16 protein-coding genes are annotated in these 14,936 nt (G+C 71.4%); 8 read left to right on the top strand and 8 right to left on the bottom strand.

Annotated elements, in window-relative coordinates; all coding sequences use genetic code 11:
• Positions 1 to 180 precede the first annotated feature (180 nt).
• Together J5X75_RS43375 and J5X75_RS43370 are read right to left on the bottom strand one after the other, a co-directional pair.
• Positions 181 to 1,035 carry an NAD(+)/NADH kinase gene (locus J5X75_RS43375; RefSeq protein WP_307798657.1) on the bottom strand — a complete coding sequence of 285 codons (855 nt, stop codon included), beginning with the start codon at positions 1,033 to 1,035 and terminating at the stop codon, positions 181 to 183.
• A 26-nt stretch (positions 1,036 to 1,061) separates the two neighbouring features.
• Positions 1,062 to 2,120, bottom strand: a complete 1,059-nt coding sequence (locus J5X75_RS43370; protein WP_208473576.1) for an SPFH domain-containing protein — start codon at positions 2,118 to 2,120, stop codon at positions 1,062 to 1,064.
• A 79-nt stretch (positions 2,121 to 2,199) separates the two neighbouring features.
• On the opposite strand from J5X75_RS43370, the gene J5X75_RS43365 reads away from it, so the two are divergent.
• Positions 2,200 to 2,934 (top strand): NUDIX hydrolase, encoded by a 735-nt coding sequence (locus J5X75_RS43365; protein WP_208473575.1) that lies wholly within the window; start codon positions 2,200 to 2,202, stop codon positions 2,932 to 2,934.
• Here the strand turns inward: J5X75_RS43365 and J5X75_RS43360 are convergent.
• The 3 genes from J5X75_RS43360 to J5X75_RS43350 form a co-directional block, all read right to left on the bottom strand.
• Entirely contained in the window at positions 2,889 to 3,743 is an 855-nt protein-coding gene (locus tag J5X75_RS43360; protein WP_208473574.1) for a transglutaminase-like domain-containing protein, read from the bottom strand. The two genes, J5X75_RS43365 and J5X75_RS43360, sit on opposite strands and share 46 nt — an antisense overlap.
• Positions 3,744 to 3,767: 24 nt before the next feature.
• Positions 3,768 to 4,664, bottom strand: coding sequence for a sulfotransferase domain-containing protein (locus J5X75_RS43355; protein WP_208473573.1), 897 nt, complete (start codon positions 4,662 to 4,664; stop codon positions 3,768 to 3,770).
• 286 nt (positions 4,665 to 4,950) lie between these two features.
• The gene (locus J5X75_RS43350) at positions 4,951 to 5,571 is read right to left on the bottom strand and encodes a LysE family translocator (protein ID WP_208473572.1); all 621 of its coding nucleotides are present in this window, start codon (positions 5,569 to 5,571) and stop codon (positions 4,951 to 4,953) included.
• A gap of 70 nt (positions 5,572 to 5,641) precedes the next feature.
• Between J5X75_RS43350 and J5X75_RS43345 the strand changes: the two genes are divergently transcribed.
• Positions 5,642 to 6,544 carry a LysR family transcriptional regulator gene (locus tag J5X75_RS43345; RefSeq protein ID WP_208473571.1) on the top strand — a complete coding sequence of 301 codons (903 nt, stop codon included), beginning with the start codon at positions 5,642 to 5,644 and terminating at the stop codon, positions 6,542 to 6,544.
• Here the strand turns inward: J5X75_RS43345 and J5X75_RS43340 are convergent.
• On the bottom strand, positions 6,528 to 6,707 hold the full coding sequence (locus tag J5X75_RS43340; protein ID WP_208473570.1) for a hypothetical protein: 180 nt from the start codon (positions 6,705 to 6,707) through the stop codon (positions 6,528 to 6,530). The genes J5X75_RS43345 and J5X75_RS43340 overlap by 17 nt on opposite strands.
• 135 nt (positions 6,708 to 6,842) lie before the next feature.
• Here J5X75_RS43340 and J5X75_RS43335 point away from each other — a divergent pair, with 135 nt between their 5' ends.
• The 4 genes from J5X75_RS43335 to J5X75_RS43320 all read left to right on the top strand — a co-directional run bounded on the left by J5X75_RS43335 (position 6,843) and on the right by J5X75_RS43320 (position 11,482).
• Complete coding sequence (locus J5X75_RS43335) at positions 6,843 to 7,436, top strand: dihydrofolate reductase family protein (protein WP_208473569.1); 594 nt, start codon at positions 6,843 to 6,845, stop codon at positions 7,434 to 7,436.
• A 163-nt stretch (positions 7,437 to 7,599) separates the two neighbouring features.
• Positions 7,600 to 8,457, top strand: coding sequence for a hypothetical protein (locus tag J5X75_RS43330; protein WP_208473568.1), 858 nt, complete (start codon positions 7,600 to 7,602; stop codon positions 8,455 to 8,457).
• Between the two features lie 151 nt (positions 8,458 to 8,608).
• Positions 8,609 to 10,015, top strand: coding sequence for a polyprenol phosphomannose-dependent alpha 1,6 mannosyltransferase MptB (mptB, locus tag J5X75_RS43325; protein ID WP_307798656.1), 1,407 nt, complete (start codon positions 8,609 to 8,611; stop codon positions 10,013 to 10,015).
• 36 nt (positions 10,016 to 10,051) lie between these two features.
• Complete coding sequence (locus J5X75_RS43320) at positions 10,052 to 11,482, top strand: CotH kinase family protein (protein WP_208473566.1); 1,431 nt, start codon at positions 10,052 to 10,054, stop codon at positions 11,480 to 11,482.
• On the opposite strand, the gene J5X75_RS43315 is transcribed toward J5X75_RS43320, so the two are convergent.
• A complete protein-coding gene (locus J5X75_RS43315) occupies positions 11,467 to 12,663 on the bottom strand; it encodes a DMT family transporter (RefSeq protein ID WP_307798655.1) in 1,197 nt (398 codons plus the stop codon). The two genes, J5X75_RS43320 and J5X75_RS43315, sit on opposite strands and share 16 nt — an antisense overlap.
• Before the next feature lie 73 nt (positions 12,664 to 12,736).
• On the opposite strand from J5X75_RS43315, the gene J5X75_RS43310 reads away from it, so the two are divergent.
• Positions 12,737 to 13,624 (top strand): LysR family transcriptional regulator, encoded by an 888-nt coding sequence (locus J5X75_RS43310; RefSeq protein WP_208473564.1) that lies wholly within the window; start codon positions 12,737 to 12,739, stop codon positions 13,622 to 13,624.
• Here the strand turns inward: J5X75_RS43310 and J5X75_RS43305 are convergent.
• The gene (locus tag J5X75_RS43305) at positions 13,621 to 14,133 is read right to left on the bottom strand and encodes a MarR family winged helix-turn-helix transcriptional regulator (RefSeq protein WP_307798654.1); all 513 of its coding nucleotides are present in this window, start codon (positions 14,131 to 14,133) and stop codon (positions 13,621 to 13,623) included. The two genes, J5X75_RS43310 and J5X75_RS43305, sit on opposite strands and share 4 nt — an antisense overlap.
• A 96-nt stretch (positions 14,134 to 14,229) precedes the next feature.
• Between J5X75_RS43305 and J5X75_RS43300 the strand changes: the two genes are divergently transcribed.
• Complete coding sequence (locus J5X75_RS43300) at positions 14,230 to 14,850, top strand: FMN-dependent NADH-azoreductase (RefSeq protein ID WP_208473562.1); 621 nt, start codon at positions 14,230 to 14,232, stop codon at positions 14,848 to 14,850.
• The last annotated feature ends 86 nt before the right edge of the window (positions 14,851 to 14,936 follow it).

The raw sequence follows: 14,936 nt of genomic DNA, 5'->3' as shown, positions 1-14,936 counted from the left end.
GCCACTGGGCGTCGGTGAGGTCATGCCGCCTCGTCACCGCTAAGGTGGCCACGAGGTCTCCGGTATGAAGTTCGAGCTTGGTCGCTGAACCGTTTACCGGAGACCTCTTCAAATATCGATCACCGCCACGCCGTGACCTTCACCGGCCACCACGACTTCTGAAACACGCCTTAGCCGCCCCTACACCAGCCGCAGCCGGCGGGCCGCCACACCGATCCGGACCCGCTGACCCCAGGACAGTTCCAGCGCGTCCGACTCCAGCCCGTCCGCGAAGACGACCAGCCGCTCCGACTCGCTGGTCAGCTCCAGCTCGGCGGTCGCGGTGAGCCGGCCGGCGGTCTGCCGGACCCCGGTCGCCGGTGACGGCCACGCCTCCCGGACGAACCAGCACAATGCGGCGTCACCGGGCGCCGGCAGCGGCGGTACGGCGGCCCGCTCCCGGGCGATCGACGCGCACCAGCCGGTCGCCCCGGTCCCGGTGCCGGCGATCAGCCCGGACGACGACTGCCGCTCCCGGTCACCGTCCGGAGTGGTCAGCACGTACCGGGCCGACTGATGACCGGCGTGGCCGACGTAGACCTCGTTCAGGCCGTACAGTTCCTGGCCGTCGTCGAGCCGGGCCACCACCATGGTCCGCTCCTCGGTGTGCCGGCCGGCGTCGCGCAGCCGGGCCGCCATCCCGGCGGGCCGATGCCGCGACAGCACCCCCGGATTGCGGCCCGGCTCCGGGTCCACCCCGATCACCGGCTGCCCGTCCAGGTACTTCGCCACGTTCGCGACCAGCCCGTCCTGGCCGACCGCGACCACCACGTCCTCCGGCGCGAACAGGAACCGCGGCAGGTCGGCCCGCTCCACGTGGCCGCGCCGCCAGTCGGCCGGCACCGCCGCGCCCACCTCGGTGAGCGCGGCCCGTAGCGCCTCGTGCCGGGCGGTGACCTCGTCCAGGTCGCGGCCGCGCTGGCGCAGGAAGTACGCGGCCGCGCCCAGCGTGCCGTGCCGGGCCAGCAGCTCGTCGAGCTCACTGCGCCGGGACACGACCACCACCCGGGGAGCCAGGCCGCTCACTGGCCCAGCCGTCCGACCAGCTTGGTGAGCACGTCCGGGGTGATCGTCAGCTCGTTCACGGCGGGCAGGTGGCCGGCCAGCTCCTTGAGGGCCAGCGCCTGGAGGACGGCGGGCGGCAGATCCCGGTACGCGGCCAGGCGCGCCGCCTCCGCCTCCGCCTCGGCCAGCCCGACGATCCGCGCTCCGGCGGCCCGGGCCTCGTCGCGCGCCCGGGTGGCCTCGGCCTCGGTGACGGCGCCGCGCCGGGTCCGCTCCCCGGCCGCGATGCTGGCGATCTCTTTGCGGTCGGCGTCGGCCTTCGCGGCCACCAGCTGTGTCTCGGCGTCCAGCTCGGCCTCCCGGCGGGTGTTGGCGCCGTGCTGTTCGACCAGCTCCTGCTGCCGGCGGGCCAGCTCGATCTTGCTCTGCAACTCGTTCTCGGCGATCTGCCTCTCCTGCTGCACGGCGTGCGCGCGGCGGGCGTACGTCGCCCGGTCCGCCTCCTGCTGCACCTGCTCACGGGTCGGCGTCTGCAGGGCGCGTTCCATGTCCGGCTCCGGCCGGATCGCCACCACCCGGGCGCTGACCACCGAGACGCCGGTCTCGGTGAGCCGGGGGTCGCCGGCCAGCGCGTCCGCGACCGACTGGCGGACCGGGGCGATGCCGCTGGTCAGCGCCTCACCCAGCGGCACCCGGGCCAGCACGTCGAGGGCCGGCTGCTGGGCCAGCTCGGCCAGCAGCGTCGCCACCTGGTCGAGGGGCTGGCCGCGCCATTTCCCGGTGAACGGGTCGATCGAGAAGTCGAGGCGACCGGATGCCGCGGCCGGGTCACTGAACCGGTAGGTGACCGTCGCCTGCACGGTCACGTCGGCGAAGTCCCCGGTCCGGGCGTGGAACAGCAGTGGCAGCTCCCGGTCGTCCACCGGCACCTCGGACAGCACCGCGGTCAACGGCCGGTACCAGAACGACAGCCCCGTCCCGGCCCGCTTCGGGCGGCCCTTGACGGTGTGGCTGATCCAGCTGGTCGGGGCACCGCGCAGGTGCCGCAGGTGCAGTCGTCGCGTCACGTCAGCCATCTCAGCCGTCCCTCACTCGTACTTCTCGTCCGCTTTTTCGTCGAGCTGACGATAATCCCGAGGCGCTATTATCGTCAACATGACGCTAAACGTGGTGTCGGTCACCGTGGACCTCGTGCTGCTGACCATCCGGCAGGCCGCACTCCAGGTGCTGCTGATCCGCCGGGGCATCCCGCCCTACCCGGACCGGTGGGCGCTACCGGGCGGCTTCGTCCTGCCCGGCGAGGACCTCGGCGAGGCCGCGGCCCGCGAGCTGCGCGAGGAGACCGGCCTCGACCCGCAGCACGGCCACTTCGAACAGCTGGCGACCTACGGCACACCCGGCCGGGACCCGCGCGGCCGCGTGGTGACCGTCGCCTACCTGGCCCTGCTGCCCGACCTGCCGTCCCCGGTGCCCGGCAGCGACGCCGCCGGCGCGGCCTGGCGCCCCGCCGCCGAGATCACCCCGGGCGAACTGGCCTTCGACCACGACCGCATCCTCGCCGACGGCCTGGAGCGGGCCCGCGCCAAACTCGAGTACACCCCGCTGGCCACCGCCTTCTGCCCGCCCGAGTTCACCGTCGCCGACCTGCGCGCCGTCTACGAGACCGTCTGGCGGACCCGCCTCGACCCGCGCAACTTCCACCGCAAGGTGACCGGGGCCGAGGGCTTCATCGAACCCACCGGCGGCACGGTCATCCGCGACCGCGGCCGGCCCGCCCAGCTCTTCCGCCGCGGCCCGGCCACGCTCCTGCACCCACCCCTGCTGCGCCAGCCCGCCCCACAGGCTCAGAGCAGCAGGGTCGGCGGCACCTCCAGGTCCTCGGACTTGTAGAGGGCCGCGACGGCCGCCGGGTCGTCGGCGGCGCAGGTGGCGGCGACGGTGTCGATCAGGGCGTCGTAGCCGGGGCCGGTCCGGTTCTGGTACGACGCCTCCATGCGGCCCCACTCGTCCCAGGGCAGGATCTCCACCCGGTTGAGGGCGGCCAGATCCCGGATGGCGTTGCCCCGGATCTCGGCGGGACCGAAATTCTCCGTGCCGGGCACGCCGAAGGCCGCCCCGTCGGCCCGCCCGGCCCGGAACAGCACCCACGCCTCGCCGCCGGTCAGGAACTCGCCGGGCCGCAGATCGGCCGGATCCGGGCGGCCACCCGGCCCGAACGGCGACGGCGGCAGGGTGGTCACCGAGATGGTCTCCGGATCGGCGCGAACCCACGGCGCCCCGGCCGCCGGCCGGAACTCCACCACCCAATGGTCCAGCGCCAGGCCGGGCTGGAAGTAGGCCCCGAACCCGCAGCGGACCCGGGCCGCGATCCCCCGGTGGCGCAGCAGGGCACAGGTCAGCACGGCGAAATGGCGACAGGTGCCGATGACGCGGCGCTCGGGTGGGCGGGCCACGGTCAACGGCGACGGATCGAGCGCCAGCAGCGCGCGAATCAGGCGGGCCGCCGGACGGAACTGGTTCTCCCCGAAACGGCCGGGCGGCGGACCGAGCTGGCCGGCGTCGCCGGGCTGGATCACCAGGTGCTGCGCGAGCCGCAGGATGGCCGCCGGATCCTCCGGCAGGTCCACGAGGGCGCCGCGGTCGATCGTCGCGAGGTCGGTGAGCGGGCCCGGTGCGGTGTAGTCGATGCTCCCCGTCATGCCCGGCATCGTAGGCCGGGCGTCCTACATGGTGGCGGGACGGCGGAGCTTCGTCTCGGCGGCGGTCGCCGGCTCGTCGTACCCGAGCAGGGTGAGCAGGTTGCCGGTGGCCCGGTTGAAGGCCTCGGTGATGTCGTCGTCGAAGTGGTTGCGCCAGTCGCCGGCCTCGCCCTTGCGGTAGTGCGAGACCTTGCCGGCGCCCTTGCGGTCGTTCATCCGGCCGAAGCTGTACCGGTCGAGCAGCATCGCCATCTCGGCGGGCGGGACGATGATCCCGCAGTGCCGGAAGAGGCGGTCGACCTGGGCGGCCTGGTCCGGGCCGACCAGGTCCTCGTAGCGGAAGAGCGCGACCTCGGCGGAGGACGGCGCCTTCACCCAGGAGCGGACGGCGTTGAACGTGCCCTTGCGGGCGAGGTGGTCGACCAGGTAGAGCAGGCCGTCCTTCTTCGATTTCTCCCGCAGGTTCCGGCGGACCTCGAGCACGTCGCCCATCGGCCCGTGCGAGTCCTTGGTGGAGAAGTAGCTCGACACGACGAGATCCCGCGGATCGCGATAGACGAAGAACGCGCGGTGAGCGTCGGGCTTCGGTGTGGTGTCGAAACGCTTACGGGAGAAGAACAGCGACAACGCGATCCGGTTCGGCGGGCAGACCCGCGGATGGCTCCAGTTGTAGAAGCGCGGATCGTAGGTCAGCAACCCCGAGTGACGGTAGGCGATCGGGTCGCTGAGCAGCGATTTGATCCACTGGCTGGCGGTCTTGCGGACCGCGCAGTGGTAGATGTTCACGTATTCACAGCGATCGACGACCGGCACGGTGAGGCGAAGCCGTGTGTTGTGGGCTTCCAGCTGCGCCCTGCGTGCGAGCACGCGCAGGGACTCGGGCGCGTGCTGCTTGGCGAACATGACCGTGCGATTGAGCATCGTCTGAGTCCGAATCTTCATCCCGGCCGGAGCGGTGCGGTTGTGCAGTTTACAAGAGTCTCGACATTGTTTCGAGGGTGTCCCGCCCGGGATTTACCTGAGAGTTCTATGTGAATTCCTGTCACTGTCCGGTGTGGCGCCGTGCGGCCCGGACGCTCCTGTTGCGGGAGGTGAACGGTCCTCACCCGGAAATCGGCCGCCCGGTGAATCGCCATTCACGACGACGAAAGGATAGAGCCCGGTTGAATACGACGTGTCCGGCGGGAGAATGGCCGCGAAACCGCGGCTACCGCTCCACGGCCAGGCGCACACCCAGGCCGATCAGGATGCCACCGGTGGCGGCGTCGATCCGGCGGCTCAGCGTGCGGCGCTCCCGCAACCACGAGCCGATCCGGCCCGCGCCGACCCCCACGGCCCCGTCGATCACGAACTCCAAGAAGATCAGAATCACTCCGAGTACGGCGAACTGCGCCCACACCGGCCCCCGCGCCGGATCCACGAACTGGGGCAGGAACGCCACCGAGAACGCGATCATCTTCGGGTTGGACAGGTTGGTCAGGAACCCGCTCAGATACGCGCGCCGGCCGGTGGCGCCCGGCTTCTCCGACAGCGCCTCCCCGCGCTGCCGGATCATCCGCACCCCGAGCCAGCCGAGATAGACCGCGCCGGCCACCCGCAGCACGGTGAACGCCGCCGGAACCGCGGTGAACAGCGCGCTCAACCCGGCGGCGGCCACCAGCACGTGCACCGCCTCGCTGGTGGCCAGCCCGGCGGTGGCCAGCAGTCCGGCTCGCGGCCCACCCCGCATCCCACAGCTCAGCACGAACAGCATGTCCGGCCCCGGCGCCAGCATGGCGACGATCGTGGCGACGGTGAACGCGGCGAGAAGATGCGGGTCAAGCGGCATACGGTCAGCCTGCCCCCGGCCAAGCACAAGATCCATAGCCGGCGCCGGAGGCTGAGCATAAGGTTGGCCGATGCTCGACCCTCGCCGACTGCGCCTGCTGCGTGACGTGGCGGCCACCGGCACCATCGCCGCCGCCGCAGAGCTGGCCGGATGCACCGCGGCCGCCGCCTCCCAGCAACTCGTCGCCCTGGAACGGGACCTGGGCGCGGCACTGCTGGAACGCTCGGCACGCAGTGTCCGGCTCACCGAGGCCGGCCGGGTTCTCGCCGAGCACGCCGGCCGCCTGCTCGCCGGCATCGACGAGGCCGAGCGTGCCGTCCACGACGTGGCCGGACTGCGCGGGGGCACTCTGCGGGTCGCCGCCTTCGCCACCGCCGCCATCGGGTTCGTCGTCCCGGCGCTGACCACCTTCCGGCGCCGCCACCCCGAGGTCGAACTGCGCTTCACCGAATGGGAATCCGCCGAGGCGCTGCCCGAACTGCGGGCCGGAACGATCGATCTGGCGGTCACCCACGAGTACGCGCCACTGTCCCGGCCCGACCTGCGTGGCCTCGACCAGCGGCCGCTCTACCGCGAACCGATGCTTCTCGCCGTACCCCGCGACGACGCACCGGCCGCGAGCGGCGCGATCGACCTGGCCGACTTCGCCGGCGCGGCCTGGGTCGCGGCGCTGACCAGCACCGGCTTCCAGGCCGCCACCGAGATGGCCTGCCGGGCCGCCGGTTTCGAACCGCGCATCGAGACACGGGTGCACAGCTATCCGATGGCGCTCGCGATGGTGGCCGCCGGATTCGGGGTCGCCCTGGTGCCACGGCTCGCCGCCACCCCGCAGCGCGGGCTCGTGCACCTGCCGATCGCCCGGCCCACCGGGCTGGTCCGCCAGATCTACGCCACCACCCGGGCCACCGACCGCAATCCCGCGGTCCGGCACCTGTCCCGCTACCTGGTGGAGGCCCTCAAAGCGGCCACATGAACCAGCCATGGGTCGCCACCCCGGTCCGCACGATCTTCGACCAGCCCGACGCCGTCGCTGTCGGTGAGCAGTTCGACGCGTGCTCGGCACCATCGCCGCCGAGTTCCCGGCCGCCCGGCGTGGAACCCGGTGCCGCGGTGGCGGCCCCGGCTCCGTCGCGCACGCCGCGACCTTGCAGCGGTCGCGTGCGTCAGTTTGTCGTGGGATGTGGCCGGTGTTCGGTTGCCAGGTGGGGCGCCTGTAGCGGCCGCGTGGACCAGAATGTCGGCAGGACGTGACCGGCTCGAGGGAGACCAGCATGGCGTTCGTGACCGCATCCATCTCCGTTTCGGCCGACGGGTTCGTCGCCGGAAAGAACCAGGCCGCCGACAAGCCGCTCGGTGACAGCCCCGCCATCGACCTGCACCGGTGGATGTTCGAGACGCCGGAGGAGAACCGGGCGGAGATCGCCGCGAACACGGACGCCGACGCGTACATCATGGGCCGCAACATGTTCGGCCCGATCCGCGGCGCCTGGGATCTGTCGTGGACCGGCTGGTGGGGCGACGAGCCGCCGTACCACAAACCGGTCTTCGTGCTCACCCATCACCCCCGCGAGGACCTGCCGATGGCCGGCGGCACGACCTTCCACTTCGTCACCGGTGGGATCCACGAAGCCTTCGAGCGGGCGCGCACGGCGACCGGGGACGGGCGGATCGCCATCGCCGGCGGGGCATCGACGGTCAACCAGTATCTCGCCGCCGGGTTGATCGACCAGCTGACCCTCAACGTCGCGCCGCTCATGCTGGGGGCCGGCGAGCGCCTGTTCGACGGAGTTCCGCCACTCAAGCTGGAACAGATCAGCTCCCGGGCCGCCTCGCTGGCCACCCACATCACCTACCGGTTGCGCTAGATCCGCCACGGCCAGGAAAACGCCACGCGTCCCGCACCCACCAGACCACACAATCGTGAACGCATTGCCACCGAAAGCGGTGGCGATTCGTCCATGACGGCTGTGCCGCTCGCATCCGCCAGGTCGTGCGATCTTGTGGGTGTTGCCACCGAGGGCGGCGGCGATGTCCATGAATGCCGTGCCGCTCGCATCCGCCAGATCGTGCAATCTTGTGGGTGTTGCCACCGAAGGCGGTAGTGGATCGTTCAAGAATGCCGCGTTGTCCGCGCCTGCCAGATCGTGTGATCTTGGGCGTTTTGTCACCGCAGGCGGTGGTGGATCGTCCAAGAACGCCGCGTCGTTCGCGCCGGCCATGCCATGCGATCTTGTGGGTGTTGCCACCGAAGGCGGTAGTGGATCGTCCATGAATGCCGCGTCGTCCGCGCCCGCCAGGTCGTGCGATCTTGAGTGTTTTGTCACCGCAGGCGGTGGTGGATCGTCCAAGAATGCCGCGTTGTTCGCGCCGGCCATGCCATGCGATCTTGTGGCTGTTGCCACCGAAGGCGGTAGTGGATCGTTCAAGAATGCCGCGTCGTCCGCGCCTGCCAGATCGTGTGATCCTGGGCGTTTTGTTACCGAAGGCGGTGGTGGATCGTCCAAGAACGCCGCGTCGTCCGCGCCCGCCAGGTCGTGCGATCTTGGGCGTTTTGTTACCGAAGGCAGTGGTGGATCGTCCAAGAACGCCGCGTCGTCCGCGCCCGCTAGGTTGTGCGATCTTGGGCGTTTTGTCGCCGAGGGCGGTGGTGGATCGTCCAAGAATGCTGTCCCGCTCGCATTCGCCAGGTCGTGCGATCTTGTGGGTGTTGCCACCGAAGGGGGTGGCGGATCGCCCATGAATGCCGCGTCGTCCGCGCCCGCCAGATCGTGTGATCTTGGGCGATATATCACCGCAGGCGGTAGTGGATCGTTCGAGAATGCCGCGTGTTTCGCGTCCGCCAGATCGCGCGATCGTGGGCGCATTGCCGCCGAAACCGGTGGTTAACCGTCCAAGATCGACTGTTGGCGGGTGCGGGCGGCGCCACCGGCCGCGAAAGCGGCCTGGCCCGCATCGGTCATCATGACGTCGGCCGTCGGAGCACCGCCGGTTCGACACCGGCCGTCCGGCGTTCACCGGGCGGCCCGACGATGTGGACGTGTCGTTGACGGGAATCCGCTATCTCGGCCTGGCCGGATCGGTGCTGCTGGTGATCGGCGGACGGCTCGGGGGCGCGCTGCCCACGGCCGACCTGGACGCCACACCGGCGAGCGTGGCGCGCGGCCACCACGGGCTGCTGATCCTGGCGTGCTGGCTGGTGGGGACGGGCCTGCAGGCGTACGCCTGGTGGTCCGGCCGTGACCGGACGCCGTCGGTACGCTGGGTTCTCGTCACGGCGGCGCTGTGGACCCTGCCGTTCCTGCTGGCGCCGCCGATGGGCAGCCGGGACGTGTACTCCTACGTCTGCCAGGGCGAGATGTTCCAGCACGGGATCGACCCGTACCACCATGGCGTGAATGCGCTGCCCTGCACCTGGATCGACACGGTCTCGATGAACTGGCGGGACACGGTCACCCCGTACGGCCCGCTCTTCATCCTGATCGCCGCCGCGGCAGTGGCGGTGGGCGGCGGCCTGGCCGGCGCCATCCTCATGCTGCGGCTGGCCGCGCTGGCCGGAATCGTGGCGGTCGCCATCGCCCTTCCACCGCTGGCGCGCCGCTGCGGCATCCCGCCACAACGGGCCCTCTGGTTGGCGCTCGCCGGGCCGCTGGTCGGCGCCCACCTGCTCGCCGCGCCACACAACGACGCGGTCATGCTCGGCCTGGCGATGGTCGCGCTTGCCCTGATCGTACGGTCGGGAGCACGCACCTCCTGGCTTCTCGCCGCCGGCGCGCTCCTCGGCCTGGCGGTCTCCGTGAAGCTGACCGCCCTGGTGATCGTCCCGTTCGCGATCCTGGCCGCCAGCCCGTTGCGCCGGGCCGCCGCGACCGTCGGAGGTGGAGCGGCAGCCGCCCTGGTGGCTCTCACCGTGGCGAGCGGCCTGGGCTGGGGGTGGATTCCGGCCACCGGCGTGGGCACCTCGATGGTCCAGTTCACCTCACCGCCGACCGCGGTCGGGATGACCCTCACCTACCTGGGCCGGATCGTGCACCCCGGGTTCGACGCGGTGCCCGTGGTCCGCGCCCTGGCCGTCGTCCTGCTCGCCGCCACGTTGGCGTACCTCTGGTGGCGCGCCCACCGCGCCGCCGACCGCACCCGTGCCGCCCTGCACGGCGCCGCCCTGGCGCTGGCCGCGACCGTCCTGCTCGCCCCGGTTCTGCACCCCTGGTACCTGCTCTGGCCGCTCACTCTGCTCGCCGCGACCACCCGGCGCACCACGGCGATCATGGCGGTCACCGTGGTGGGCGCGTTCTCGGTGCTGCCGGACGGCGGCGGGCTGGCCCGATTCGTCAAGTTCCCCGGCGCCCCGATCGCCACCGTGCTGCTCGCCGTCCTGCTCATCGTGGCTGTCAGGCGACGCACAGCCTCCGCACAACCCACACCTGAGCCCGCGACGTTTCCTTGAGCCGTCCCCGCCGTACCGCGATCAAGGATGGCCAGAATGCCCGATCCCAAGCTTTCCCGCCGCTCGTTCGGCGCCGCGCTCGCCGGTGCCTTCGGCGTGGCCGTCCTGGCCGGCTGCGGCTTGCGGAGCGCAACGACGGCGGCCGCGTCGACGTCGACCACCGCCACGGCCGGCAGCGGACTGTTCGACGCCACGCTGGTCCACGACATCGACGTCACGTTCGAGCAGTCCGACTACGACACGATGATCGACGCCTTCCTGAACGACGGTGACAAGAACTGGATCGAGGCGGGCGTCACGATCGACGGCACCACCTTCGAGAAGGCCGGGCTGCGGCTCAAGGGCAACTCGTCGCTGAAAGGGCTCACCAAATCGGGCAGCACCGGGAACACCGGCGGCCGGCAGCAGCGTGGCGGCGGTCCGGGCGGCAGCGTCTCCGCCGAGAACCCGCAGGACCTGCCCTGGCTCGTGCGGCTCGACAAGTTCACCGACGGGCAGGCGTACGGCGGGTACACCGACTTCGTGGTCCGCTCGAACACCACGAAGTCGGCGCTGAACGAGGCGGTCGCCCTGGAACTGTTGGGCCTGGCCGGACTGGCCACCCAGAGGTCGGCCTCCACCCGGCTCACCGTCAACGGGGGCGATCAGGTGCTGCGCCTCATTGTCGAGAACCTGTCGGACAAGTGGGATGCCGACAACTTCGGCGCGGCCGGGATCCTGTACAAGGCGGAGAGCGGCGGCGACTACGCCTACCGCGGCGAGGACGTCGAGAGCTACAAGGACGTCTTCGACCAGGAGACCGATTCCGACAACCCCAATCTGGCGCCGCTGATCGCCTTCCTCAAGTTCATCAACCAGTCCAAGGACGAGGCCTTCGCCTCCGGCCTGGCCTCTCACCTGGATGTGTCGGCGTTCGCCACGTATCTGGCGTTCCAGGAACTGGTCAAGAACTCGGACGACATCGACGGGCCGGGCAACAACTCGTACCTGCGGTACACGACCGGCAAGGATCAGTTCACCGTGGTCGCCTGGGACCACAACCTGGCCTTCGGCGGGATGGGCGGCGGCGGTCGTGGCGGAAACCCGGGCGGCGATCAGATGCAGCCACCGGCTGACGGCGGCCAGATGCAGCCACCGGCCGACGGCGGCCAGATGCAGCCACCGGCCGACGGCGGCGAGATGCAGCCGCCGGCCGACGGGGGTCAGCGCGACGGCAACGGCGGCGGAGGCGGGCGGCCCGGTGGACGCAGCAACATCCTGGTTCAACGGTTCAACGCCGACACCACCTTCAAAGCGGCGTACGAGAAGGCGCTCACCGACCTCAAGGCTGCCCTCTACACCAGCGGCAAGGCCGCCGAGATCCTCCAGCGGCGAGCCGCGGTGCTGACCGCCCACGCCGGTGACCTGGTGCCGGCCGACACCGTCACGAGCGAGTCCGACACCATCAGGGCCTACTTCACAGCCTGAGCCGGGGCCTGAGCCGGGGCCGGGGCCACGGCGCCGTGGGCCGAGGCTGAGTGGTTCGGGGTGGGTGTCGTGGAGTCGTGGGCCGAGGCTGAGTGGTTCGGGGTGGGTGTCGTGGAGTCGTGGGCCGAGGCTGAGTGGTTCGGGGTGGGTGTCGTGGAGTCGTGGGCCGAGGCTGAGTGGTCCGGGGTCGGGGTCGTGGAGCCGTGCGCCGAGGCTGAGTGGTCCGGGGTCGGGGTCGTGGAGCCGTGCGCCGAGGCTGAGTGGTCCGGGGTCAGGGTCGTGGAGCCGTGCGCCGAGGCCGAGCGGTCCCGACTCGCGGCCGTGGACAGGGCGGCCGCGGTCCGTGCCCGTGAGGACCGTTCCACCCGCTGACCCCAGTAGACACCGGCCAGCACCAGTCCGATTCCGGCCACCGCGGTGCCGGTCAGGTGCTCGCCGCCGACGCCCACGCCGATCAGCACGGCCCACACCGGCTCGGTGCCCAGCAGCAGGCTGGCCCGGGCCGCCGAGGTCCGCCGGATCGCCCACAACTGCACCAGGAACGCGAACACGCTGCACCCCAGCGCCAGGTAGAGCACCCCCAGCCACTGCGCTGTCCCGAACCCGGCGGCGGTGGGCAGAAGCGCCGGCCCGGCCGCCGCGCCGAAGACCACCGCCCCGACGACCGTCTGCACCGTCGTCAGCGTGACCGTGTCGTACCCCGGCCTCGCCAGCCGTCCGGAGAGCGTCACGTGCGCGGCCCGGACCACGGCGGCGGCCAGGATCAGCGCGTCACCGGCCGACCCCGCCCGTAATCCGGGGCCGGCCACCAGAAGCGCCACCCCGGCTGTCGCCGTCCCAGCGGCCAGCAGGAACCGGCCCGGCAGCCCGCCCTGCATCAGCGCGGTGAGCAGAATGGTCAGGCTGATCAGCACACCGGCGTTGGTGGCGCTGGTCAGCGACACCCCGTACGTCTCCAGCACCAGCACCGACGCCTGCGTGCATCCGAGCAGGACGCCGACGCCGAGTTCCCGCCGTCCCGGCCGGCGCGTGACGGCCAGCGGCAGCAGAGCGGCCATCGACACGAGGTAGCGCAGCGCCAGCACCACGAGCACGCCCCCGGCCACGGTCAGGGTCTTGGCCGCCAGGTAGCTGCTGCCCCAGATCACGGCCACGGCGAGCAGTAGAAGGTCTCCGGTCACATCGGGAAGCGTGTGCGCCTTCGATCCGGTAGACAAGACGGCAACCCGTGAATCGACGATGTAGTGAGCGCTAATGGATCCGCATCACCTGAGACTGTTGCGCGAGCTGGGAGAGCGGGGCAGCGTGGCCGCGGTCGCCCGCGCGCTGCACATCACGCCATCCGCGGTGTCCCAGCAGTTGAACACCCTGCAACGGTCGGCGCGGGTGCCGCTGACCGAGCGCAGCGGTCGCCGGCTCGTGCTCACCGAGGCCGGGCGGGCCTTGGCGGCGGCCGCCGTGGAGGTGATGACCGCGCTGGACCGGGCGTCCCGGGCGGTCGGCGACTACCTGGACGATCCCGCCGCCGCGGTGACCGTGGCCGCTTTCCACAGTGCCGGGCTCACCTGGTTCGCGCCGCTGATCGCCCGGCTCGCCGCGACCGGCGGGCCCCCGGTGCGCTGCTGTGACGAGGACGTGGCACACGCCGACTTCCCGTCACTGGTCGGTGACTACGACCTGGTGCTGGCGCACCGGCTGGCGCACAGCCCGCCCTGGCCGGTCGACCGGCTGACCGTCGTGCCGCTGATCCACGAGCCGCTGTACGTCGCCATGTCGGTGGATCACCCGCTCGCCGGGCGGGAACCGCTCACCGCGGCCGCCGTGAGCGCGTTCCCGTGGATCAGCGTGCACGAGGGGTTTCCCCTCGAGGGCGTGCTGACCGCGATCGCGGCGGCGGCCGGGCGCCCGCTGGACGTGGCGCACCGGATCAACGAGTTCACCGTGGCCGCGTCGGTGGTCGCGTCCGGCGCGGCGCTGGCGCTGCTCCCGGGGCGCACCACGGTTCCGGACCCGCGGTTGGCGCTGCGGCCGCTCGCGGACCTGCCGGCCGGCCGGTACATCGACGTGCTGGCCAGGCCGGAAACGCTGCATCGGGCGTCGGTGCGCACGGTTCTGGCCATCCTGCGGGAGATCGCGGCCTAGGTCGGCGGCCGGGCCCCGGGGACCTCCATGCAGGCCGTGAGGTGCGGGGCGGTGGCCCGCAGCAGCTGGTAGCCGATCCGGGTGAGCTGCTCGACCTGCTCCGCGGTGAGCCCGTCGAAGACCAGCCGGCGAGCCTCCCGGACATGCGCCGGGGCGGCCGCCGCGACGGCGGTCGCGCCCGCGTCGGTGAGCACCGCCTCGACCCAGCGGCCCTCCGGCGATTCGGTGTTGCGCCGTGCCACCCAGCCGTGTCCTTCCAGCCGGGACACCGCGTGTGAGAGCCGGGACGGTGAGCCGGCGGCCAGGTGGGCGAGGCTGTTCATCCGCAGCGCCCGGCCGGGGGCCTGGGCCAGCGAGGACAGGATCGTGTACTCGAAGAAGTTGAGCCCGGAGTCCCGCTTGAGCTGCGCGTCGATCGCGGCGGGAAGTGTGGTGAGCACCGTGGTCAGCGCCATCCACGCGCGCTGCTCGTCGTCGGAGAGCCAGGGGGCGGATGTGGGATCGCTCACGACTGAGCAGAATACGCGATCGCTGACCTTGAACATTCAATAGTTGATGTGGCAACCTTCGTGTTGAACATTCAACTCCGATTTGGGGAGAAATCGATGGCAATCCTGCGTATCGACGCGAGCATCCAGGGCCCGAACTCCGCCAGCAGCGCGCTCGCCGACCTGGTGGAGAAGGAACTGGCCGGCGCGCCGATCGTCCGCCGCCATCTCGCCACCGACCCGATCCCGGCGGAGGCCTGGGCGAACGCCATCCAGGGCACCTACGTCCCGGCCGAACAGCGGACCGCCGCCCACACCAGCGCCATCGCGCTGGCCGGTGAGCTGGCCGGCGAACTGCGCTCCGCCGACGCGGTGATCTTCGCCTTCCCGTTCTACAACTACGGCGTCTCGCAGCACGTCAAGACCTGGATCGACCTCGCCATGGCCGGCGGCGAGCAGGGCGAGAAGCTCCTCGACGGCAAGCCGGCCGTCGTCCTCACCACCCGCGGCGGCGCCTACGGCCCGGGCACGCCCCGCGACGGCTGGGACCACAACACCGAGTACCTGCGGCGCGTCGTCGCCGACATCTGGGGCGCCGACCTCACCCTCATCGAGCGCGAGTTCACCCTGGTCGGCGTCAACCCGGCCCTCGACGCCTTCACCGAGACGGCCGAGCTCATGCACAAGACCGCCGCCGAGGCCGCGTCGGCCGCCGGCCGGGTGCTCGCCTCCCGCTGACGTCGCTTTTCTTTCGGTACGGGCTGCGCCGTCCCGCGGAACTCGACCGTTCCGCCGGACGGCGCGACCGTCTGCCCCCTCCCGCC

Source organism: Actinoplanes flavus (assembly GCF_017592555.1).
Lineage (GTDB): Bacteria > Actinomycetota > Actinomycetes > Mycobacteriales > Micromonosporaceae > Actinoplanes > Actinoplanes flavus.
The sequence above is the reverse complement of the archived record's forward strand: the minus strand, read 5'-3'. Positions and strand labels throughout refer to the sequence as shown.

What these genes read in the sequence shown, in the direction of transcription:
- J5X75_RS43370 (WP_208473576.1), bottom strand. Translation starts at nt 2,120, where the DNA reads ATGGCTGACGTGACGCGACGACTGCACCTGCGGCACCTGCGCGGTGCC.
- J5X75_RS43365 (WP_208473575.1), top strand. Translation starts at nt 2,200, where the DNA reads ATGACGCTAAACGTGGTGTCGGTCACCGTGGACCTCGTGCTGCTGACC.
- J5X75_RS43360 (WP_208473574.1), bottom strand. Translation starts at nt 3,743, where the DNA reads ATGACGGGGAGCATCGACTACACCGCACCGGGCCCGCTCACCGACCTC.
- J5X75_RS43355 (WP_208473573.1), bottom strand. Translation starts at nt 4,664, where the DNA reads ATGCTCAATCGCACGGTCATGTTCGCCAAGCAGCACGCGCCCGAGTCC.
- J5X75_RS43350 (WP_208473572.1), bottom strand. Translation starts at nt 5,571, where the DNA reads ATGCCGCTTGACCCGCATCTTCTCGCCGCGTTCACCGTCGCCACGATC.
- J5X75_RS43345 (WP_208473571.1), top strand. Translation starts at nt 5,642, where the DNA reads ATGCTCGACCCTCGCCGACTGCGCCTGCTGCGTGACGTGGCGGCCACC.
- J5X75_RS43335 (WP_208473569.1), top strand. Translation starts at nt 6,843, where the DNA reads ATGGCGTTCGTGACCGCATCCATCTCCGTTTCGGCCGACGGGTTCGTC.
- J5X75_RS43330 (WP_208473568.1), top strand. Translation starts at nt 7,600, where the DNA reads ATGTCCATGAATGCCGTGCCGCTCGCATCCGCCAGATCGTGCAATCTT.
- J5X75_RS43320 (WP_208473566.1), top strand. Translation starts at nt 10,052, where the DNA reads ATGCCCGATCCCAAGCTTTCCCGCCGCTCGTTCGGCGCCGCGCTCGCC.
- J5X75_RS43310 (WP_208473564.1), top strand. Translation starts at nt 12,737, where the DNA reads ATGGATCCGCATCACCTGAGACTGTTGCGCGAGCTGGGAGAGCGGGGC.
- J5X75_RS43300 (WP_208473562.1), top strand. Translation starts at nt 14,230, where the DNA reads ATGGCAATCCTGCGTATCGACGCGAGCATCCAGGGCCCGAACTCCGCC.